The sequence below is a fragment of the Streptomyces sp. NPDC059828 genome (assembly GCF_042731955.1).
Lineage (GTDB): Bacteria > Actinomycetota > Actinomycetes > Streptomycetales > Streptomycetaceae > Streptomyces.
Genome location: NZ_JBHWIW010000023.1, coordinates 55,189 through 75,871, shown reverse-complemented (window position 1 = coordinate 75,871; position 20,683 = coordinate 55,189). Strand labels below are relative to the sequence as shown.

Below are 20,683 nucleotides of genomic sequence, written 5' to 3'. Positions count from 1 at the left end.
GGCGACCACGTCGTTCGGGATACACGGCTGCGTTGCGCGGCGGGATGGCCGGTGCCAGGCTGGAGTTGTCGGCCCTACGGCGTCGTGGCGGTCGCCGACGGGCTCGTGGCGCCCGGGGCGGGACCGACGGGCGCGCTACCCCTATACGTCCACAGGGCAGCCGGTGCGGTCGCATGCCCCGGGGGCGGAGACCGGCGCGCCCGCCAAGGAGTTCTCATGGACGGCGCGACTCTGGGTTCACTGCGCGACGCTCTGCACGGACCAGTGATCGGCCCGCAGGACGATGCATACGACGAAACCCGCGCTATCTACAACGCGATGATCGACAGACGCCCCGCCGCGTTCGCGCAGTGCCTGGACGCAGCGGACGTCATGCAGACGGTCAGGTTCGCCCGCGAGCAGGGCCTCGAGATGGCGGTCCGTGGCGGCGGCCACAGCGGCCCGGGCCTCTGTTTGGTGAACGACGCGCTCACCCTCGACCTGACGCTGATGCGCTCGGTGCGGGTCGACCCCGCAGCGAGGACCGCCCAGGTCGGAGGCGGCAGCCAGCTCGGGGACCTGGACCACGCCTGTCACGGTTTCGGCCTCGGGACGCCCACCGGCATCATCTCGATGACGGGTGTCGGTGGGCTGACCCTCGGGGGAGGCCATGGCTACCTGACTCGCAAGTACGGCCTGACCGCGGACAACCTCCTGGCCGCGGATGTCGTGCTCGCGGACGGTACCTTCGTCACGACCAGCGAAGAGGAGCACCCCGATCTGTTCTGGGCGCTGCGTGGTGGCGGCGGGAACTTCGGCATCGTCACGTCGTTCACCTACCGGCTGCACCCCGTGGACACCGTCGGAGTCGGTGTCACCGTGTGGCCGGTCGACCGCACCCGCGAGGTGCTGACGTGGTACCGCGACTTCCTCCCGGGGGCGCCCGAGGACGTGTACGGCTTCTTCACCATCTTCGCCGTCCCACCCGCCCCGCCGTTCCCCGAGGACCTGCACGGGAAGAAGTCGTGCGGCATCGTGTGGTGCTACACCGGTGACCTGGACCGGTTCGAAGCGGCCCTCAAGACGGTGAGCGACCCGGGGCCGCCGGCCTTCCACTTCACGACGCCCATGCCCTACCCCGCGCTGCAGACCATGTTCGACGAGCTCATCCCCTCGGGATACCAGTGGTACTGGCGCGGTGACTTCTTCGACCGCATCCCGGACACCGCCCTGGACGTGCACCTCAAGTACGGCGAGAGCATCCCCACCCCGCTTTCGCTGATGCACCTCTATCCGATCGACGCCGCTGCCCACCAGGTGGGCCCTGATGAGACCGCGTGGAGCTACCGGGACGCCCTCTGGTCCGGCGTCTTCGCCGGAATCGACCCTGATCCGGCAAACGCCGAGGTCATCAAGCGTTGGTGCGTCGACTACTGGGGGGAGATGCACCCGCACTCCATGGGCGGTTCGTACGTGAACTTCATGGGCGAGGGTGAGGGCCAGGACCGGGTCAGAGCCACCTACCGCACCCACTACGACCGGCTCGCGCACGTCAAGCGGGCCTACGACCCGGACAACTTCTTCCATCACAACCAGAACGTCGAGCCGGTCCAAGCCGCCTGAGCCTCCCCCTGAGCCGTGTGCGGGAGGTTCCAAGGCGAAGGAACCGGTCGCATCGACGGCTTGTGGATGTACCGGGCGGGGAGACTCCATCTTCACGGTCGCGCGGATGGCGGGGGCTCGGGCGAGGGCATCCGGACGACTGAGCCCCTTCATCCTCGTCGTCCGGTATCACTGGCGTGGAGCTGCTCGAATCCGGTCACTGATATCTGGCCCTGACGTGCGCTGTTCCGCCATGGCAGCGCTCCGGCCGGCCGGCCGCAGCGCAACAGAGCAACCGGTCGGCGAGAGCCAGCAGGGTCAGGAGAAGACCAGCCCCGGCATGGTCATGAAGAGCACGAACCGCATGCGCTCAGCATCCGGATGCGTCCGAATGTTGCCCGCGCCGGTGCGCCGGGCGGGGCTCTCCATACCCGCGTCCGCCCCCGACTGGAGCCTTGCTTCTGGTGGCTGCGCTTGACCTTTCTGCGCCGCCGGCCGGATGCGGTGCCGATGAGCGCAGCCGTTACGCGGCGCCCGCCGCCGTGCCGGTGATGCGTTGCCCGTCTGCGCGGCCGTCGGGCGCGGCGGCGGGTGTGCGTCGCTCGACCCCGCGCCCCACGGCCCCGGCTGGCGCCGGTACGCGGTCCACGTTCGGGCCTGGTTCGACGGCGAGCAGACGACGTGGGGTGGCGAACCGTCAGGTGAGCCATCACCGCCCGCGCGGGGTTCGTCCCGTACGGGCGGCTGCCTGCGTCGTTCGCGAGTACCCCGGTGGACGCGAGGGCCGCTCACGGCGTCCGCCACGCGGTCGTCTGTTCGGCTGTCGGCGCCTGCACCGGCCTCAGGCGCCCTCCTGCGCGGGTTCCGTGCGACAGGATCCCCCTGTGACGTTTTATCCGATTTTGTGAGGGAATTTCCCTAGTCGCGTCTGACTGTGCCCTTGTTCGAAGAGGGCCGGGCACGGCCGCAACATGATCGCTGAGGGAAGCAGGAAGTGGCGTAATGCAGTTCTGGCGCCGGATGTCATGGGAGACACCAGCGACATGGCGCTCGGCGCTCCGGAGCCTACGGGAGCCGGGGCGCGAGCGGGACGTCTTGGTCCAGTCGATGAAGGCAGCGGGGGCAGCCGTGCTGGCCTGGACGGTCACGGGATGGTGGTGGGGCGGGTCGGTGACGCTGATGGCGCCGTGGGCGGCCGTGGCTCTCGTGCAGGTCACCGTCTACCGCTCCGTGGTGTCCGCGGCGCAGCAAGTCACCGTCATCGCACTCGGCGCAGTGGTGGCCTCGATGGCGGCGGCCTTCACCGGCAGCACCACCATGGCCATGGTGATCGTCCTGCCCGTCACCGTCCTCCTGGGGACCTGGACCCGCTTCGGGACGCAGGGGATTTACGCCTCGACCACCGCCGTCCTCGTTCTCGCGTATGGCTCCACATCCTTCGCCGACGTGGGTCACCGACTCCTCGAAACCCTGATCGGCGCCCTTATCGGCATCAGTGTGAACGCGCTGGTCCTGCCGCCCGTGCATGTGCGGGACGTGCACACCCACCTGGACAGGCTCGCCCAGGAGGCGGCAAGTCTTTTGCGCGCCGTCGGGACCGGTGTGGAGAGGGGCTATGACCGGGCCGACGCCGAACGGTGGCACGACCGTGCGCGCAGGCTCGACGGCAGCCTCGCCGAACTGCGTGATGCCCGCGGCTGGACGAAGGAGAGTTACCGTTTCAACCCCGGCTACCGGCTGCGCCGCCGGGGGCCGGCCCTGCCCCCGTCCGAGCTGGATGCCGCCTGGGAGCCGGTTGTCCATCACCTGATGTCCCTGACCCGCCTGCTCGCCGACACCGTCGGCGAGGCACCGTCCCTGCGCCTGCCCCCGGCCGACGCGCTGGAGCCGCTGGGCGAGGTACTGCGCCATGCCGCCGACGCCTCAGCGCCGCTGCCACGGCAGGGCGTCGCGGCGGAGGGTGACGACCCGCGATCGCAGCGCGCTGTCAGTCTTTCCGAGGCTTGGCAAGCTCACGCCAAATTGAAGGCCTGGGTCGGGAGCGAGGACCAGGAGGAGGCCACCTCGCTCGGTGGCGTCGTGGCGCAGACTCAGCAGCTGCTGTACACCCTCGCGCCGAGCGGTGCGTGGGACTGACGCGCCCCCGCCCTCCGCCGCAAGCTCGACCGCGTCCGTCGGAGCCTGCCCAAAGGCCAGGCCGGGGCTCTCGGAGATACCGCGAACCGACCCCGGAATCCGCTTCGCCGACCTGCACTTCATCAGGGTCGGCACCCCGCAGTGCACCGGCATGACCTCACCCGCACCTTCGGTGCCGTCACCCGCGGTTGCGCGCCTCTCTGCGGCGGCTCACCCGGCGCGGTGCTGCTCCTGTGGCCGGACTCGGGTTGATGAGCCTTGCGGTAGTCTTGAACCCGTTCAATTGAACGTGTTCAAATGGAGGTCGGAATGGCCGGTTGTCAGAGTGTGTCGGCACGGCAATGGGCATGGGGCCTGGCCGGGGCGGTGGCGGCAGCGGTGGCGGCGGCGGCCCTCGGCATCTGGTTCGGCTCCGACCTCGTCGGGTGGTTCGTGGGAACTGGCGCTACGGCCGCTGTCCCGCTCGTGATGCGAAGCCATCGGAAGGCATACGCCCGGACCTGTTACGTCATGGGGGTGGCGCTGCTGATCTGGTCGTTCCTTGGCGCCATGTTTCTCATGCTCTGGTTCGTTCCGGCGGCTCTCTTGCTGCTCGTCGCCGCGTTCGTGGACGCCGACAATCGCCCGAGCTCACGGTTCGTGGTCTTCACGCCCCTCGCCGGCATTGCCACGGTCGCGGCTATGGCGCTTCTCTAGATGGTCGGTGCCGTAAATCCTTCGGAGGTTGTTCACGCTGCCGGTGCGACAGAGGATTCCTCGTGGTGATCGGCGGTGTGCCGGCCGGGCCCGGCGTGGTAGCGGTCTTCGAAGGCTCGAAGCCGGTCCCTGACCTCGGTGAGGTCGGTGAAGCCGTTGGGCGAGAGGGCCTTGCGCTGGACGGCAGAGAAGTAGATCTCGACCTGGTCGAGCCAGGAGGCGTGCCCAGGCTCGCCTGGGCGCGCCGGCCACGCCAGCGGCGCGCGGTGTCCAAGTGCAGCCCCGTCTCCCGGGCGATGCGTTGGAGCGTCCACGTACGGCGTGCACCACTACCTGTGCGCGCACCCGCAGCCGGTGCTCGGTCATGTGGCCGTGGGCCATCTTCTTCAACCGCACGCGTTCGGCGGCACTCGGGGCTATCGGACAGGGGGTGCGGACGGGCATGGCGGGCGAACCGATACACGGAGAGGATCACTGGTGCCCCGCGGCCTGCCCCGCCCGTCACCGCCGCAGCTCCCGCAGTGACCGGTGCGAGAGGCCATTTGGACAGGGAAAACGCAACTTCGACATGGCCCGCAGAGGCAGCTACCTTCACCTGGTCTTCGGCGATCGCCCATGGTCGCGCAGGAGTTCCTTCAGGCTGAGCCACCCGCGAAGGGATGAGTTCGTCATGCCCAACAAACCCTCGCCCCCATGCGCAAGCCACCGAACCGGGTCCACGCCAGGCAGCCCCAACCAGGGAGTGACGCATGCCCCATCTTGCTCTGTACACATTCGGCGTCCTGAAGTCACCGCTCGCCGATCCCGCACCTCTCACGCGCGAGTTCTACGACAGGGGTGAGGCCGTTTACCGGAAGATCAGTCAGCACCCCGGATACCTCGCGCGTGCTGAAACGGTAGACGGTGACCGGGGCATGCTCTTCGGGGCGGACTGGGGCGCATGGGGAGAGTTCGCCGTACCGACCTGGTACGGCAAGGGCCGTACCGTGGAAACCACCGCCCTGGCCGCGACACTCTCACTCTGGACCGACCTGCGCTCTGCCTTCGACGCAGTCTACACCGGTCTGCACCGTGAGGCGCTGAACAGGCGTCACGACTGGTTCGAGAGGACAGCACACCCGAATTGCGTGTGCTGGTGGGTCTCCGACGGCGTGATACCCACCTGGCAGGACGGGGTTTCCAGGCTGCAACACCTCCACGACCACGGCTCCGCGACGCACGCCTTCACCTTCCACCACTCATTCGCCCCGAACGGAACTCAGACCAGGACCAAAGGCATCGGACCGAAGAGCGACCAGGTTCGCTGACAAGGAAGCCTGAACGACTGGGTTCACTGTCAAACGCCTCGATCGAAAGACATCGAGCAGATGCGTCCGGGCCAACGGCGGATCCGCCAGTACCCGGGGCTTCGCCGTCTACGGGCATGGCTGGCACACGTCGTCGCGTGCCAGGGTGGCGGGCATAGGGATTGGCCGTCTGAGATCCTGGAACTGTGGGCGTTCCTGGAGTCACTGCGCCGTGGCGAGGTCCTGTCCGGCCCCGTCGCGGCGATCGAACGGTTCGGGGTCTTCTTGGCCCTGGACGACGGGCCTGACCATCCCGCCCTGCCCGGTGTTGGGTTCGTCGTCATCCCCGAACTGTCCTGGCGGCACATCGATGCTCCCACCGATGTCGTCCAGGTCGGACAGCATGTTCAGCGGCGTACCGGGGAGATCTGCGTGCCCGGGCCCGGCCCCGGAGGCCGCGCAAGAAGCCGGACGGCCTCGGCCGACAAGGCCTACAGTAACGGCCTCATCCGGGAGCAGCCTGCGGCTGCGGGAATCTGCCACACGATCCCGGAGAAGGCCGACAGTCAGGCCTCCCGCCCGTGCGAAGGCTCACGCGGCGGACGGCCACCCGGCTTCGGTGAGGAGCGGTACAGGAAACGCAACACCGTCGAACGGGCGATCAACCTCCTGAAGCAGTCCCGGGCGGCCAACCGCTGCGACAAGCGCGGCTGAAGTCAGTGTTGCCAACACGATTGGCAACATCCTTCGGGCTCCGAGACAGGCCACCGGGGCCTTACGCTGAGTCAGCGACACCCACGGCGTGGGGCTCGCCGGATTCCGGATCGCGTGTCGGATCCGTGAACAGCTCACGAAGGTAGTTCCAGACCACCGCTATCATCGCGGCCGCTGGCACCGCGAGCAGACTGCCCACAATACCGGCCAGACTGCCGCCCAATGTCACCGCCAACAGGACCACCGCAGCATGAAGGCCAAGGCCGCGACTTTGGATCATTGGCTGCAACACATTGCCTTCAAGCTGCTGCACTACGACGATGATCGCCAGCACGAGGAACGCGTCCGTCAGCCCGTTCGACACCAAGGCGATGAGTACCGCGACCAAGCCGGCGAACAGTGCACCCACGATCGGCACGAACGCGGATACGAAAGTCAGTACGGCAAGCGGTAGCACAAGCGGGACTCCCAGCACCCACAGGCCGATGCCGATGAGGACGGCGTCGATCAGGCCCACGATCGCCTGGGAGCGCACGAACGCTCCCAGTGAGTCCCAGCTGCGCGCTACCACGATCGGGACGTGGGTCGCGAACGAACCAGGCAGCTGACGAGTGAGCCATGGCAGGAAACGAGGGCCGTCCTTGAGGAAGAAGAACATCAGGAAGAGGGCCAGGACGGCTGTGACCACACCGTTGACCACGGTGCCCACTCCCGTGACGGCAGCGGTGACCAGACTCCCGGCACTGCCCTGGATACGAGCGATCCCGGCGTCGAAGGCGCCCGTGATCTGGTCGTCCCCGATGTTCAACGGCGGTCCCGCAGCCCACTCGCGCAGTTTCTGGATACCCTGGACCACGCCCTCCGACAGCTCGCCGGACTGGGACGCCACCGGCACAGCGATCAGCGCGACGACACCTGCGGTGACCAGCAGGAACAGCACGGTCACGGCCGAAGCGGCCAAGGCGGGAGGCCATCCCCGCCTGCGCAGGAAACGGGTCAGCGGCCAGGTCAGCGTGGTGAGGAGCAATCCCACTATGAGCGGCCAGACGACCGACCACATCCGACCCAGCAGCCACAGGGCCACCGCGACTGTCACGAGGATCAGCAACGACTCGACGGACATGCGTGCCGACGCGCCGAGCGCGGCGCGGACCCTCGTAGAACTCAACCTGGTGGACATGGGATCACCCTATTGGCACACCGTTCATGCTTCCGTTCATGCTTTCGAGCCCAGGTCCGTCGGGCGTGACGGACGGGTCCGAACTGCGGGGAGTCGCCTCGCTGTCCGGCCGTGATCACGATGGACATGGGTCGCTGACCCTGCTCAACCGCCAAGTGCAGCTTGGTGGTCAGGCCGCCGCGCGAGCGTCCGAGCCCGTGGTCGTCCGGCTCGACACCGATGCCGCCGGGCGGCTGCTTCTGAAGGTCCCCTTTTTCCGCGCCCCGGCGGCATGCTGGTGGGCCCGGCGGATGGTGGAGTCGATGTTGAGGTCCCAGGTGATGAGCTCCATGGCGTCGGCCTGGGCCTGCAGTTCGGCGAAGATCCGCTGCCAGGTGTCGTCCCTCTGCCAGCGGCAACGGGTTCTCCGGCCGGTGTACCGAAACCGTCCCGCCCCGGCCCAGGCGGGCCGCGCGACTTGAAGAACCGCAGCCCGCCACCTGGCACGACGTGGGGAGAGCGGTGGCCACTGGCGAAGCGGTCCTCGGCGCGCCTAGCCTCGCCGACGAGGCGGACGTACGCGCCGCCCTCGAAGAGGTGTACGCCACGGACACCAGGAGCTGGGAACCCGTCCACCGCGTCACCGTCCACGACGCCCTCCCGGCGATGACCGCGCGCGGTAACCAGGGAAGGCTTCTATAGGCTGATCGTGTGGCCAGCAGCGATGACCAAGACACAACCAGCTCTCCGGGCAGCCTCCAGGCTTTCGCCGTCGCGCTGCGACGCACGCACGGGGAGATCAGCAGGCTGGTCCACGGTTTCGCGCTCGCGCAGGGACTGCACCCGACCGACGTGCAGGCCCTTGCTGCCGTGCTGGACAGCCCAGAGCCCCTCACCCCGGGGCGGCTGCGCGACCATCTGGGCCTGACCTCGGGCGCGGTCACCGCCTGCCTCGACCGCCTGGAAAAGGCCGGCCACATCCGCAGGACCCGCGACACCGCGGACCGCCGTGTGGTCCACGTGCACTATGAGACCGGGGCCCGGGCCACTGCGCGTCGGCACTTCCTGCCGCTGGCGGAGGCCGCCTCCCGTGCCACCGAGCGCTTCGACGAGCAGGAGCTGGCCACCGCGCTGAGGTTCCTCACTGCGCTCAACGAGGAGTTGGGGGCACTGCGCGTGCCAGGTCGCTGACCTTCCCCGTCAGCCACCGCCGGCCGACCGCCCACGTGCCATGTCGACGAAGGGTGCGCGCCTGCCCGACGGGCGACAGCTCCGGTGCATCCAAGACAACGCTTGCGCGCGAAGAGTGCGTGGAACCTGCCTGGCTACCCGCGTACGGAATGGGGACAGCGCATGCCATAATTTATTTCAATCATTGAGATTCTTAACTGTCGTGATAGATCTCGGAGCCTAGATGACCAGCCGTACGTCCCTTTGGCGCTTCCTGCTTCCCCTCGCCCTGCTCGTCGCGTGGCTTGCGATCGGCGGCGGCCTCGGCCCATACGCTGGCAAACAGGGTGAGGTATCCACCAACGACCAAGCCGCGTTCCTGCCCCGGAGCGCGGAATCCACCCGGGTCATCGAGGAACGAGAGGCATTCCGGCAGGCGGAGACGTTGCCTGCCATCGTTGTGTGGACGGCACACGACGGAGGCCCCCTCGCCGCCGACGCCCAGAAGCGGGCGACCCGAGCGATGGCCGGTCTCGCGGGCGACCCGCACCTCGTCGGAACCCCTTCGCCCGCGCTGCCCGCCAAGGATGGCGAGGCCTTGCGTGCCATCGTCCAGCTCCGCCCCGACCTCGGCGAAGAGCTGACCGGCACCCTCGACACACTCCGCGACCGCGCCCAGGCGGTGCCCGGCACCACCGTATGGATCGCCGGGCCCGCCGCGACCCAGGCCGACCTCACGGGCGCGTTCGCCGGCATCGACGGACTGCTGCTCGGGGTCGCCCTGGTCACGGTCCTGCTGATCCTCCTGGCGGTCTACCGCAGCGTGCTCCTGCCCCTGGTGATCATCTTGGGGGCGGTGTTCGCCCTGGGGCTGGCCTGCGCCATCGTCTACTGGCTCGCGGACGCAGGCGTCGTACGCGTGGACGGGCAGGTCCAGGGCATCCTCTCGATCCTGGTCATCGGAGCCGCCACCGACTACGCCCTGCTGCTCTCCGCCCGCTACCGCGAGGAGCTGGGCCGGCCCGGGGCCGAGCGCTACGGCGCGATGCGGGCGGCCCTGCGCCGCTCCTTCGGCCCGATCGTCGCCAGCGCCGCCACCGTGGCGCTCGGCCTGATCGCGCTGCTGGTGAGCGACCTGTCGAACAACCGGGCACTGGGCCCGGTAGGAGCCATCGGCATCGGCTGCGCCGTGCTCAGCACACTGACCTTCCTCCCTGCGGTGCTGCTGCTGACCGGCCGCGCCGCCTACTGGCCCGCCGGACCCCAAGCCCCGGGCTCGGCGGACGGCTCGCACGGCATCTGGCGCCGGGTTGCCGCACTGGTGGACCGGGCCCCGCGCAAGGTGTGGGCAGCCACCCTGGCGGCTCTGCTCGCCTGCGCCGCGTTCGCCCCGAGCCTGAACTCCCGCGGGGTGCCGCTCGACGAGATCTTCGTCAACGACGCGCCTTCTGTGGCCGCGCAGGCCAACCTCGGACGCCACTTCCCCGCAGGCTCCGGCAACCCCGCCGTGATCATCGCCGACGCACCGGCCGCCTCGCGGGTGGCCGAAGTGGCGGCCCGGGTCGACGGTGTCGACGCCGCTGCGCCCGTCGACGCTGCTGGCCGCCCCGCACCCGCCTCCACGCTCGTCGTCGACGGACGCGTACGAATCGACGCCACACTGAGCGCCGCCGCCGACAGCGACGCAGCCAAGAACACCGTCGCCCGGCTGCGCACAGCCGTCCACGCCGTGCCGGACGCGAACGCGCTCGTCGGCGGCTACACCGCACAGCAGTACGACACCCAGCGCACCGCCGAGCGCGACCGGATGCTCATCGTCCCCGTGGTACTGGCGATCATCCTGCTCATCCTCGTCGCACTGCTGCGCTCCCTGGTCCTGCCGGTGCTGCTGGTCGCGACCGTCGCGCTGAACTTCGCGGCCACCCTCGGCATCGCCTCGCTCGTCTTCGGGCACGTCCTCGGCTTCACCGGCACGGACGCGTCGGTGCCGTTGTACGGGTTCGTGTTCCTCGTCGCCTTGGGCGTGGACTACAACATCTTCCTGATGTCCCGGGTGCGCGAGGAGTCCATGCGGCAAGGGGTGCGCGAGGGCCTGCGGGTCGGACTCACCGCCACCGGTGGGGTTATCACCTCGGCCGGCGTCGTACTCGCCGCAACGTTCGCGGCGCTCGGAGTGATCCCCCTGGCCTTCATGGTCCAGATCGCGTTCATCGTCGCCTTCGGCGTCCTCCTCGACACCCTGGTCGTACGGTCCCTCCTGGTGCCCGCCCTCGTCCGTGACCTGGGGCGGCGCGCCTGGTGGCCCGGACCGCTCAGCCGCCCGTCCGTGAAGGAGCGGGAGACGGAGGCCGCACCGCTCGGAGGATGACCGGCGCTCAGAGGCGGGCAGGGCGGCAGCGCAACCCGCGCGAGAAGATCGAGTTGTGCATTCAGCCACGTACCGGCTCGGAGGTGCCGGAGCTGACCGTGAGCCCGCGCCAGCACCCCTCGGGACACCATCGCCATGGCCATCCGCCACCATCTCGACGAATATGGCGGGACGAGGACTCCGCCGAGTGGTACGCGCGGGACGGCAAGCCGGGACTCTTCCCGGCGCAATTGGCGACCGTGTCGGTCCTGCAGTTCCTCATGGAACTGTCCGATCTGCGGGCCGCTGGTTATGCGCGTGACTGCGGGCTCTGGTCCACTGCCTGTGGTCCGGTGACGCTCGGTCACGCCAATAGAACTCGTTTGCGGAGGAGTTCGAATCCCGCGCGACCGAACATCTGGCGCTACAGCATCTTGATCCGGTTGACGTGGCCTCCACGACGCCGGAGTTCCACTGGTGGGAAAGACCGGCGGTGACGGCGTCGAGGTCGCGGATGAGGTGCTGAGCGAAGTGGTGGAGGCTGGGCAGTTCGGAGTTGGCGTTGGCCGCTTCGATCCATTCGGGTAGTCGGTCGCCTTGCAGGTGGGTGAGTATGCGGGCGAAGGAGCGCACGTGCTCGGCGAGTGCTGCCAGTTCGGGGCAGTTGGTCAAGGCGACTTTGAGTGGGAGCCGGTCGCCTTCCGGTAGGGCCTCGGGGTGGGTGAGGACCCAGCGCGTGACGGCGCGGGCCGATGTCGGCCTGGGGCCGACCGGTTGGGTCTTGCCGCGAAGAGTCCCGCTGACGTAGTCGCGGACGCTGCCGTAACCGCGTGGATAGCCCTGTTCCTTGATCTCCTCCCACAGTTTCCAGGCGTTGGTGCAGCCTTCCTGCCAGCGCTGATCGAGGTAGGGCTTGCTCTCCAAGGAGGGCGTCGGCGGGCTTGGCCTCATCTGGGTGAGCGCCTGAGATTGGGTTGACCGTGCGGCCAGGAACGTAGACGGCTCGTTGACCGTGGGCGGCGAGCAACGACAGGAGCAGAGCGAACGTGTTCCGACGATGGCAGAGCGCAGTGCACATGCTCCGACCGTCGCGGATCTCCCCGGGCACGGACGGAATCGCGCACTCATCGTTGTGGGCCTTCTTGCTCCAGATCGCCTCTCCGGTGCGTTCGACTGCGGCCAGCCAGTGACGTGCCTTGGCTGTCGATGCCGATCAGCGGCTAGACGCGCGGCTGTGTGCTGTTCCTCAGCGTCAGGCAGCTTGCCGTTCCGTACGAGGAACACTTGTCGTCAGCTCAGTGAACAGCGTCCTACTCCACGCGGTGCGGTCGGCGGTGGGCGACCTGCAGACGAGTCCGGGTGGAGAGGTGTTCCCAGCCGGTGGATCGGCGGACTCGTTCCACGGGGCCGCTGTACAGCTGCTCCACGACCTGGCCGGGGGCGCTGCTGGGGGTGAGGGTGAGGGTGATGCGTGCCTCTGGGTGGGCGGTACTGCCTGCCATCCGTGCCTTGGCTTTGTGGACGCCGGGCAGGTGGCCGGCATCGGTTGCGAGTGCGTCGCTCAGCGCCCGGTCGCGCAGCTCGACGCCGTCGACGGGGGGTCTCCCACCCACTGCCATGCGGCGGGGGCGGTGTCGGTGTAGCTGTGCCAACAGCCACCAGAGGGCGAGCAGAGCGAGCAGGGCCAGAGCGGCGATGATGGCGGCCCAGAACCACCATCCCCGGCCCGACCACGCGATGCGGTCGGCGGCGGCGACGAGGACCTCATGCGGGGTGGTCAGTGGCCAGCCGTCGGGTGGGTCGAGGTTCCATCTGCGGTAGACGTCGAGACCGGCGGCGAGTACGAGGAGGCCGCCGCCCAGCAGCACCACTCCGGCCGCTGCGAGCAGAATCCGGTTGACCTTCGCTTGCGTCTCCATGACCGGGCTCCGTCCGTGTCACGTTCCGTAGGGGATTGCGCGGCGAATCAGGCCGGGCGTCGAGTGCGGACGGCCAGTTTCGGGAGGCGGGCCAAGGCGAGCTTGTCGCGTTGCTCGTCCCTGATGGCGGTGAGGAGCTCGTCTTTGACGTCACGTGGGTCGCGGAAGCGCACGTCCGCCCGAACCTTGACACGATGCCGGTACACCCGGACCTTCGCCTGGCTCACTCCGGGAACCCGCATGGCGGAATCGCGCAGCAACTGAGCCGCTCCGTCGCGGTCCAGCACGACACGCGTATGTTCGCCCTCGGCAGCAACCTGCAGGGGCAGCTGGCGCCGCATGCCGGGGGTGAGAGCCAGCACGAGCAGCCAGAGGCCGAGCGCAGCGGCGACCATTGCGCCGATGAGCATCCAAGCATCGTCCAGCGGACGGGTCGCCAGCTCGTCGAAGAGGTGCTCGTGCCACGGGGCCGCAGGGTATCCGGCCTGTACCCGCGAGATGCCGAACAGTGACATCCCGGCGGAGAACAGCAACACCAGCGCGACGAGCGCAGCAGGAATACGGCGTGCCGACCATGGTCGTCGCGAGGGTTTCCGCCCGTGAGCGCTCCACTCGAGGCTGTTCGAACGGGGCGCAGGGCGTGGGCCGTGCTCTGGTGCCGGGGGACCGGGAACCACGGTGCCGGGCTCCTGTCGGCTGTTCGTGGCGCTCCTCGCGTGCGTCATTCGGGCGCTTCGCCTGGTCATCGGACTCTCCTGCGGCCCGAGTCGTCGGCGGGGACAAGCCGCCGCACGGTCAGCGTGACTTCGCTGACGTTCATACCGGTCAAATGTGCAACCCGCTCGGAGATGGCCTGCCGCATCCGGCCTGCGGCGCTGGCGATATCGAGAGGGTAGGGCAGGTCCAGGGACAGGCTCAGCCGTGCCGATCCCTCATGCACCGTGGCCGAGGCGCTCGGGAGGGTCAGCGGGCGGGCGGACGGCGGCCCCACGTGCCGGGTCAAGGCTTCGCGGGCAGCTCTGGCTGCGATGCGGGCCACGACCTTGTCGGGAATCTCGGTGACGCCGCGCTCGGCTGGCGGTGGCAGTCGTTGGGTTTTCGTCCCCGCTTGCTGGAAGGGGCCGGCCTCGGCAGCAGGAGTTGGCCGGGTGGTCATAGCACCCGGCTCCGGTGAGGCCCTGGCTGCCCGCTGGGGCGCCGGACGTCCTGGCGACCGGCGTCACTCTGAGGGTGCAGGCCCTCAGCCCGGGGACTCTGGCCGTCTTCTCGGCGGCGCACGAAGTCGCCTACGACGAGGTCGCCTTGTACGAAGCAGCCGACGATCAGCCCCAGGGCTCCCAGGCCGGCCACGACGAGGAACGCTCCGAATCCGCCGAAGTAGCCGGCGAAGCCCAGGGTCATGCCTGTCGCCAGTCCCAGTGTTGCTGCTCTCATCTTCTACTCACCCAGTTCCTGACGCTTGATTCACGCCGCGAGGAGCCTTGTGCCGGGGCCGCGGGCGCGTTCATGCCACGCGGCCTTCGCTCTCCTGCTCCTCGTCCTGTTCGTCGGGGAGGTGAACGTCGTCGACGGCGATGTTCACCTCGACGACTTCCAGGCCGGTCATGCGCTCCACTGCGGTGATCACGTCGGTACGGACCTCGGCGGCCACGTCCACAATGGAGACGCCGTACTCCACGACGACGTCAAGGTCGACGGCAGCCTGGCGTTCGCCGACCTCGACGCTCACCCCGCGGCTGACACCGGGGCGCCCGGTCGGGACCCGATCGCGGACAGCTCCCAGGGCTCGGGCCATTCCGGCACCGAGACTGTGAATGCCCGGCACTTCCCGGGCGGCTATCCCCGCGATCTTCTCCACCACGCTGTCGGCGATGGTGGTCCTTCCGCGGCTGCCGGCCGGGACATCGGAGCCCCTACCGCGCTGCAGCGCCTGTCCGTCCTCGCCCTGCTGATCCTCGGGGCCTGCGGGGCGGCTGGTCATGTCCGTCATGAGAAGGATCTCCTCAGTTCCGTGTGGACACTCACGCAATGCCCGTCATGGATTGGACCCATCTCGCTAAAAATCGTCACGAATAGTGCGAATGCTCCCTTAAGGTGAAAGAAGCGGCGCTCCGGGAAGCGAAGGCTCACGTTCTCTGCGCTGACCCGTCTGCACTCCGGGAGCCGCAGGCGATCCCAAGGAACAGAGACGGCCGATGCACGAACAGGACGGCTCCTCGTCAGCCCTGCGGGCACCCAACCGTCAGGCGGCTGGGCCGGACTGGCTGCTGGCCGTACGGGCGGGTGAAGGCGACGACGAGGCCTTCGCCGTCCTGGTCCGCCGACACAGCGTCCCACTGCTTGCGCTGGCCCATCACCTCCTGGGCAACACCGCGGATGCCGAGGACGCCGTACAGGAAGCCTTTCTCAGCGCATGGCGCCGACTGCCGGAGTTCCGTGGTGACGCTGCGTTCCGAACCTGGATGTATCGCATCGTCACCAACCGCTGCCTGAAGATCATGCGCCGTCGCACCGCGGCAGTGCCCCTGGACGCCGTCCCAGAGCCCGCAAACGGCAATGTGGCGTCCGGGCCCGAACGTGCCGCCGAGAGTGGAGCCGCCACCGCAGCCCTGGCCCGGGCGCTGAACAAGCTGAACCCGGACCAGCGCGTCTGCTGGGTACTGCGGGAACTGCACGGGCTGCACTACGACGAGATCGCACACGTCGTGGGCGCCAGTGAACAGACCGTACGCGGCAGGCTCTTTCGAGCCCGGCGCTCTCTGACGAAGGAGATGGCCCCATGGCGCTAGACGACCAGCACGCGCAAGCCCCCGGACACCAGCAGCCAGGACGTGCAGCCAGCGGCGAGGCCGACCAGAGCTCCTTCACCGGTGCCGCCCTGCTCACCGGCGATCAGCTGTTGCCCTGCGGGCGCCCCCTCAGCCGCGTCTGGGAACGAGCAAGAGACGCCGCCCCCGCCGCAGACCCGCACACGGTCGCCTGCTTGCACTGCCGAGAAGCCATCGAGGGCCTCGCTGCCCTGGACGTGGCCATCGGTGCCCTTCGCGCACAGGAGCGGCCCGACCCCCGGACCCTCGCTGACAGGGTGATGCGCGTGGTCCGCGCCGAGGTCCGGCTCGGTCGGATGCTTCCCCTGGACGACCCTGCGCGAGACCTGCAGATAGCAGAGACCGCAGCCGCGAAAGTCCTGCGCCGGGCAGCCGATGCAGTCACCGGCACGAGAGTCGCCAGCCTGCGCATGACCCCCACCGCAGACGGCCAGGCCGTATACATCGCCCTCACCTTGGCCGCTGCCCCAGACCGCCCTCTTCCCGACCGCGCAGAGCACGTGCGCCGGGCCGTGCTTCGCAGCGCGCACCAGGCGCTCGGACTGGTCATCAGCAGTATCGACGTCACGATCGTTGATGTCCTGGACCCGACCCGGCCCACAGCCTTCGAAGAGGCCGATTCCCGGGAAGGCGAGCTCTCATGACCCTCATCGCAGCGGGGGACCTCCACGAAACAGCCGCCCGCGCGGCCCTCGCGGTACGCGGCGTGGCAGGACTCACGCCCAGCCTCAGCCACCGGCTGGCCCATGCCGCCGCCCGCGCCCCACAGCACATGGGGATCGTGGCCCGGCCCGCCGAGGCCGGCATCCGAGCCGAACACGCACCCCATGCACGCGGCTGGCACCTGGAAGTGCGCTGCATCCTCGACGAAGACCGACGCGCACTGGACACCGCCCGGGACGTACGCCAACAGGTGCGCTCCGCAGTCGCCGCCCACCTGGTCCGCAACGGCTCGCCGGAAGCCGTCACCGTTCTGGTGACCATCACCCACACCACCAATCCCGCCCCGTCGCACAGTGAGCCGTAACCACCGCCTCCCAGATCCAGTGACGGGCTGGGCTACCAGGATGTGAATCCATACGGCATCTGCAACGTTTGCGACAACACGACCGACGGCGCGCGCAGCACGATCTGCGTTCTGCGACGATCTTGAACGGCCCGGAACCCGTCCTGACCCCCCGCCACAGCACTACTACTCGCCCCTGGCGTCCGGAGCACGCAGCGGCCGCAGCCCACCGGGAAGGGCCGGGACAGGTGGATGGAGCAGTCGAGCATGTGGGTGTGGTGCTGGAAGTACGGGGAGAAGCGGGCGAGGTACTCGTTGCAGAGCTGGGTGGCAGCGGCGTCCATGTACGAACCACGCCGGCGACCCGCCGTATCGGCCTCGAGCCCGATATCGACCTACCGCGCTCAGGACCATCGAGCGAGCGGGCGGCGCCTCCAGATCCCTCTGCTCGCAAGATCGGGAACGCATCCCCAGGCCCTCAGGCCCGGTGCAGACAGTTCCGAAAGGCTTTTGCGCTGCTCCTGTTGGCATCGTGAGCTGAGGCGCAAAGTCGGCAACGGCTCATCATTACCAGTGGATCCAAGAGCACGCACTTCTTAGCCGAAGAGGCCTCCGGGAATACAGCAGGTGGGACCACGAGGGCCACGGCGCCATCAGGAAGGCAAATGGCGTCGTACCAATCGCCGCCGATACGCATGCCCGATGTGGCGGCCTGGTAGCGCGCAGCGATCGTCAAACCAGGAGCAGAGGGCGGAGCGACAGGGACAGTGGAAGCCTGTACGGCGGGCCATCCGTCACCTGCTCTGGTTGCCCCGGATGAGCCCCCCGCCTTCTGGACCTCCTCAGCGGCCCCCCGCTCGGCGTGGACCCGCAGGGTCGGTACCCGACCCAGCTGACGGACATCCGCCCCGGGAGCGTGTCGGCGATCGCCACAGACGGTCTGTTGGAGGCCACGGAGGGGGACATCGGCATGGGCATCAAAGCGTCGCTGGCAGGGTTGGCAGGAGCCGCGACAGCCGACCTCGAGGACTTGGCCGACGACCTGCTCGCCGGGGTGCAGAGGGCACCGCACCGCAACGACGACATCGCCATTCTGTTGGCCCGCGTGATCAGTCCCGCCAGATCCACTGTGCACCGCGCCGGTTGATGCGAATGGTGAGTGGACCTGCACCCCTCGTCAGCGCTGACCAAGGACATCGCCACCGCCCCGAATGGCACCGTGGCGAAGAGCGAGCCGGTGACGGTGGCGTTCAAGTCTCGGCAGCGTCGCCCCCGCAAAGGGCGGTCTCACCCCGGTCCTCGAATCGATGGCCCCACCACGCTGGAACGCGTTGCGAAGTGCCCCAACCATGACTCGCCGCAATGGTTTCAGCGAGCCGCCGATTTGTCGTCGGCCACGGAGCCTGGACTTCCGCCGCTCTGGCCAGGACCGCGAGCAGCAGTCCGAGAATGTCGGTGACGATGCTCCGCTCCCTGCCCCTGCTCTCCTTGCCCCGCATCCGTGCCTCGCTACTGAACATGCACGCACGCTTCAGTCGGTGGGTCCCGCCGGGCGCGGAGGAGCGGGGGAGTTCATGACGACACCGGTACTCAAAACCACCCGCGGACGTCGTGCTGCCGGAACACGCGGCACCCCGTGTCGTGTCCAGTCGATTCGCCGCACCAAAGCCGCCTCGGCGAGTGCCTCCTGCACGCGTGTCCGCTCCCTGGGACCGGAAGGTTCAGGCCAGACCTGACATGAGCCCGGTGGTGGGCAGAGTGCGTGGGTACGCGCAGCGCGAAGAGTCACTCAAGAGGAAGGCCAGGACAGGTATGACTGTGCCACAGCTCACGGAGTCCCAGCGTGCAGATGCTCTGCAGAAGGCCGCGGCTCGTCGTAAGGAGCGCAGCAGTCTCCTCGCTCGACTCAAGGACGGTTCGCTCACGTTGAAAGAGGTGATCGAGCGTGAGGACCCGGTGGTTGTTCGAACCCCTGTACGCAGCCTGCTCCAGGCACTGCCGGGTATAGGCAGGGTGCGAGCTGGAAAGCTCTTGACTGACCTGGGTATCCCAGAGCGCCGCCGTATCGGCGGTCTGGGCAGTCGGCAGAAAGCGCGTCTACTCGAAATCAGTCACGCCTGAAGGCGGGCCTGGCGCCGCCGCGGTCCCCGGCAGGACCGGATGGGGGGGATGGCGCAGACCAGGGTCTGAAGTCCCAGGCTGTCGTGGGCGCCCTGCCTGATCCCAAGCTGCCCCGGGCTCACCCCTGTTTGCGCCCTGTAATCGAGGGGGTGTCACCGCAAGCCGGTCGTTCTGACGCCGGGGCCCGGCTGGGCCGGTCGGGCGGCAGCCGGCCTGCCGTGGCCGAGGGGGCTTGCCGAGACCGTCGCGCTCCTGGAGTGTCGCAGTGGCACATCGTGCCCCGGTTCGTTCGGCCGTGGCATCCCGCATCGGCCGGGGGAACGTGGTCCGCTGGACGGGCGGGCGAGCCGGGGGATGGCGCCGGCTCTCATGGCGAAGGTGCTGGTGCCGAAAGAGGAGATCTATGCCCCACCTGCACCAACCAGTACCTGACACCGTCGTCATCGGCGCCGGTCTGGCCGGCCTCGCCTGTGTCTCTGATCTGTGCCGTGCCGGACGGCGGGTGGCTCTGCTGGAGGCCTCCGACGGACCTGGTGGCCGGATGCGCACGGATCGACGGGACGGGTTCCTGCTGGACCGCGGCTTCCAGGTTTTCAACACCTCCTATCCTCAGGTGAAGAGGCGTCTCGACCTGCGAAGTCTTCGCCTGCGGCCGTTCACTCCGGGCATCGTCACGCACACCCCGACCGGGCCGGTCCTCCTCGCTGACCCGACCAGACGACCGGGTGCCGCTGGGGCCCTGCTGCCCGGCCGGGTCCTGACGGCCCGCGACTTGGTTGCGCTGTCGGGGCTCGCCGCACGGGATGCCGTGCTGCCCGCGGCATCACTCAAGGGACTCCCGGACCGGTCCACCGCGGCTGCCCTGTCCCGAGCGGGGCTGTCGGAGGCGGCGATCGACCGCGTTGTGCGGCCGTTCCTGTCCGGCGTATTCCTGGAGGACCGGATGGAAACCTCCGCCCGCTTCTTCCACCTGGTCTGGCGAAGCTTGATCCGAGGGACCCTCGGTCTTCCGGCTGCCGGCATCAGCGCCGTACCCACCCAGTTGGCCGACGGCCTGCCGGACGGTGTCCTGCGGCTTGAGACGACCGTCGCCGAGATCACCGACTCGGGAGTGCTGCTCGCGGACGGAAATGAGGTGCCGGCCACCGTCATCGTGGTGGCCACGGACGCCACCACGGCAGCCCGTCTGCTACCAGGCCTTGCGGTGCCGGACGGACGTACGGTCACCACGTACTATCACGCAGCCGACAGCACCCCGCTGGCGGAACCGACCCTGGTGGTGGACTGCACCGGGGCGGTTCTGAATACGTGCGTGCTCAGCGAGGTCGCCCCCACCTACGCTCCGCCCGGTACAGCGCTGATCTCCACATCCGTGCTGGGTGCGGACCGGCCCGGCGCGGCTGACGCGGTGCTCGGGCATCTGGCCGAGCTGTACGACACCGACACGAGCGCCTGGCAGCAGGTGGCCGTCTACACGATCGAGGGTGCGCTGCCCGCGATGCTGCCGCCCTGGCCGTTGAGCCGCACGACCCGTTTCGGGCCCGGCAGGTACGTATGCGGGGATCATCGGGCGACCGGATCCGTGCAGGGAGCGCTGGCATCGGGAACACGTGCCGCACGAGAGGTACTCACCGACCAGGCGTCGAGTTGACGCCACATCAGCCCTGTCGGCCGCACGTCCAGGGTCGACGGCCCGAAGTGGTGATCGAACGGATCAGAG

21 protein-coding genes and 4 pseudogenes are annotated in these 20,683 nt (G+C 68.7%); 14 read left to right on the top strand and 11 right to left on the bottom strand.

Translation table 11 applies throughout. From position 1 onward, the window contains the following. The first annotated feature begins 216 nt into the window (after nt 1–216). The 3 genes from ACFV6V_RS16400 (at nt 217) to ACFV6V_RS16390 (ending at nt 4,413) form a co-directional block, all read left to right on the top strand. Nucleotides 217–1,602, top strand: coding sequence for an FAD-binding oxidoreductase (locus tag ACFV6V_RS16400; RefSeq protein WP_385564968.1), 1,386 nt, complete (start codon nt 217–219; stop codon nt 1,600–1,602). A 1,086-nt stretch (nt 1,603–2,688) separates the two neighbouring features. Further along, nucleotides 2,689–3,717 (top strand): aromatic acid exporter family protein, encoded by a 1,029-nt coding sequence (locus ACFV6V_RS16395; protein ID WP_385564965.1) that lies wholly within the window; start codon nt 2,689–2,691, stop codon nt 3,715–3,717. Between the two features lie 297 nt (nt 3,718–4,014). Next, a complete protein-coding gene (locus ACFV6V_RS16390) occupies nt 4,015–4,413 on the top strand; it encodes a hypothetical protein (protein ID WP_385564962.1) in 399 nt (132 codons plus the stop codon). Nucleotides 4,414–4,445: 32 nt separating this feature from the next. Here ACFV6V_RS16390 and ACFV6V_RS16385 read toward each other — a convergent pair whose 3' ends face one another. Beyond that, complete coding sequence (locus ACFV6V_RS16385; protein WP_385564960.1) at nt 4,446–4,727, bottom strand: hypothetical protein; 282 nt, start codon at nt 4,725–4,727, stop codon at nt 4,446–4,448. A gap of 435 nt (nt 4,728–5,162) precedes the next feature. Here ACFV6V_RS16385 and ACFV6V_RS16380 point away from each other — a divergent pair, with 435 nt between their 5' ends. After that, the gene (locus tag ACFV6V_RS16380) at nt 5,163–5,720 is read left to right on the top strand and encodes a DUF3291 domain-containing protein (RefSeq protein ID WP_385564957.1); all 558 of its coding nucleotides are present in this window, start codon (nt 5,163–5,165) and stop codon (nt 5,718–5,720) included. Between the two features lie 120 nt (nt 5,721–5,840). After that, nucleotides 5,841–6,107 (top strand): annotated as a pseudogene (locus ACFV6V_RS16375) (S1 RNA-binding domain-containing protein); the annotation flags it as partial. A gap of 367 nt (nt 6,108–6,474) precedes the next feature. On the opposite strand, the gene ACFV6V_RS16370 reads toward ACFV6V_RS16375, so the two are convergent. The 3 genes and pseudogenes from ACFV6V_RS16370 to ACFV6V_RS16360 all read right to left on the bottom strand — a co-directional run bounded on the left by ACFV6V_RS16370 (nt 6,475) and on the right by ACFV6V_RS16360 (nt 7,924). Next, the gene (locus tag ACFV6V_RS16370) at nt 6,475–7,593 is read right to left on the bottom strand and encodes an AI-2E family transporter (RefSeq protein ID WP_385564954.1); all 1,119 of its coding nucleotides are present in this window, start codon (nt 7,591–7,593) and stop codon (nt 6,475–6,477) included. 71 nt (nt 7,594–7,664) lie between these two features. Continuing rightward, nucleotides 7,665–7,787, bottom strand: a pseudogene (locus tag ACFV6V_RS16365) (IS5/IS1182 family transposase); the annotation flags it as partial. After that, the gene (locus tag ACFV6V_RS16360; RefSeq protein WP_385565052.1) at nt 7,763–7,924 is read right to left on the bottom strand and encodes a hypothetical protein; all 162 of its coding nucleotides are present in this window, start codon (nt 7,922–7,924) and stop codon (nt 7,763–7,765) included. The gene ACFV6V_RS16360 and the pseudogene ACFV6V_RS16365, both read right to left, overlap by 25 nt. Nucleotides 7,925–8,094: 170 nt before the next feature. On the opposite strand from ACFV6V_RS16360, the gene ACFV6V_RS16355 reads away from it, so the two are divergent. The 3 genes from ACFV6V_RS16355 to ACFV6V_RS16345 all read left to right on the top strand — a co-directional run bounded on the left by ACFV6V_RS16355 (nt 8,095) and on the right by ACFV6V_RS16345 (nt 11,110). Further along, nucleotides 8,095–8,274 carry a hypothetical protein gene (locus ACFV6V_RS16355; protein ID WP_385564951.1) on the top strand — a complete coding sequence of 60 codons (180 nt, stop codon included), beginning with the start codon at nt 8,095–8,097 and terminating at the stop codon, nt 8,272–8,274. A gap of 9 nt (nt 8,275–8,283) precedes the next feature. Further along, complete coding sequence (locus ACFV6V_RS16350; protein ID WP_385564949.1) at nt 8,284–8,763, top strand: MarR family winged helix-turn-helix transcriptional regulator; 480 nt, start codon at nt 8,284–8,286, stop codon at nt 8,761–8,763. 223 nt (nt 8,764–8,986) lie between these two features. Beyond that, nucleotides 8,987–11,110 carry an MMPL family transporter gene (locus ACFV6V_RS16345; protein ID WP_385564946.1) on the top strand — a complete coding sequence of 708 codons (2,124 nt, stop codon included), beginning with the start codon at nt 8,987–8,989 and terminating at the stop codon, nt 11,108–11,110. A gap of 258 nt (nt 11,111–11,368) precedes the next feature. Here ACFV6V_RS16345 and ACFV6V_RS16340 read toward each other — a convergent pair whose 3' ends face one another. From ACFV6V_RS16340 to ACFV6V_RS16310, 7 genes and pseudogenes are all read right to left on the bottom strand, one after another. Continuing rightward, on the bottom strand, nt 11,369–12,013 hold the full coding sequence (locus ACFV6V_RS16340) for a hypothetical protein (protein WP_385564944.1): 645 nt from the start codon (nt 12,011–12,013) through the stop codon (nt 11,369–11,371). Nucleotides 12,014–12,041: 28 nt separating this feature from the next. Continuing rightward, nucleotides 12,042–12,278, bottom strand: a pseudogene (locus ACFV6V_RS16335) (IS110 family transposase); the annotation flags it as partial. A gap of 121 nt (nt 12,279–12,399) precedes the next feature. Further along, complete coding sequence (locus ACFV6V_RS16330; protein ID WP_385564941.1) at nt 12,400–13,008, bottom strand: alkaline shock response membrane anchor protein AmaP; 609 nt, start codon at nt 13,006–13,008, stop codon at nt 12,400–12,402. Nucleotides 13,009–13,055: 47 nt separating this feature from the next. Further along, nucleotides 13,056–13,544, bottom strand: coding sequence for a DUF6286 domain-containing protein (locus ACFV6V_RS16325; protein WP_385564939.1), 489 nt, complete (start codon nt 13,542–13,544; stop codon nt 13,056–13,058). A 206-nt stretch (nt 13,545–13,750) separates the two neighbouring features. Further along, the gene (locus ACFV6V_RS16320; protein WP_385564936.1) at nt 13,751–14,164 is read right to left on the bottom strand and encodes an Asp23/Gls24 family envelope stress response protein; all 414 of its coding nucleotides are present in this window, start codon (nt 14,162–14,164) and stop codon (nt 13,751–13,753) included. Between the two features lie 89 nt (nt 14,165–14,253). Continuing rightward, a pseudogene (locus tag ACFV6V_RS16315) lies at nt 14,254–14,442 on the bottom strand (hypothetical protein); the annotation flags it as partial. Nucleotides 14,443–14,512: 70 nt separating this feature from the next. After that, complete coding sequence (locus tag ACFV6V_RS16310) at nt 14,513–14,998, bottom strand: Asp23/Gls24 family envelope stress response protein (RefSeq protein WP_385564933.1); 486 nt, start codon at nt 14,996–14,998, stop codon at nt 14,513–14,515. 205 nt (nt 14,999–15,203) lie between these two features. Between ACFV6V_RS16310 and ACFV6V_RS16305 the strand changes: the two genes are divergently transcribed. The 6 genes from ACFV6V_RS16305 (at nt 15,204) to ACFV6V_RS16280 (ending at nt 20,614) form a co-directional block, all read left to right on the top strand. After that, nucleotides 15,204–15,797: an RNA polymerase sigma factor gene (locus ACFV6V_RS16305; protein ID WP_385564931.1), complete on the top strand. Its 594-nt coding sequence runs from the start codon at nt 15,204–15,206 to the stop codon at nt 15,795–15,797. Beyond that, the gene (locus tag ACFV6V_RS16300) at nt 15,788–16,480 is read left to right on the top strand and encodes a hypothetical protein (protein ID WP_385564928.1); all 693 of its coding nucleotides are present in this window, start codon (nt 15,788–15,790) and stop codon (nt 16,478–16,480) included. Before ACFV6V_RS16305 ends, ACFV6V_RS16300 begins: the two co-directional genes overlap by 10 nt. After that, nucleotides 16,477–16,863 (top strand): hypothetical protein, encoded by a 387-nt coding sequence (locus ACFV6V_RS16295; protein ID WP_385564925.1) that lies wholly within the window; start codon nt 16,477–16,479, stop codon nt 16,861–16,863. The genes ACFV6V_RS16300 and ACFV6V_RS16295 overlap by 4 nt, the downstream gene beginning before the upstream one ends. 811 nt (nt 16,864–17,674) lie before the next feature. Next, a complete protein-coding gene (locus ACFV6V_RS16290) occupies nt 17,675–17,989 on the top strand; it encodes a SpoIIE family protein phosphatase (protein WP_385565040.1) in 315 nt (104 codons plus the stop codon). Between the two features lie 590 nt (nt 17,990–18,579). Further along, nucleotides 18,580–18,963: an integration host factor, actinobacterial type gene (mihF, locus tag ACFV6V_RS16285; RefSeq protein WP_385565037.1), complete on the top strand. Its 384-nt coding sequence runs from the start codon at nt 18,580–18,582 to the stop codon at nt 18,961–18,963. A gap of 403 nt (nt 18,964–19,366) precedes the next feature. Then, the gene (locus ACFV6V_RS16280) at nt 19,367–20,614 is read left to right on the top strand and encodes an NAD(P)/FAD-dependent oxidoreductase (protein ID WP_385564923.1); all 1,248 of its coding nucleotides are present in this window, start codon (nt 19,367–19,369) and stop codon (nt 20,612–20,614) included. Nucleotides 20,615–20,683 lie beyond the last annotated feature (69 nt).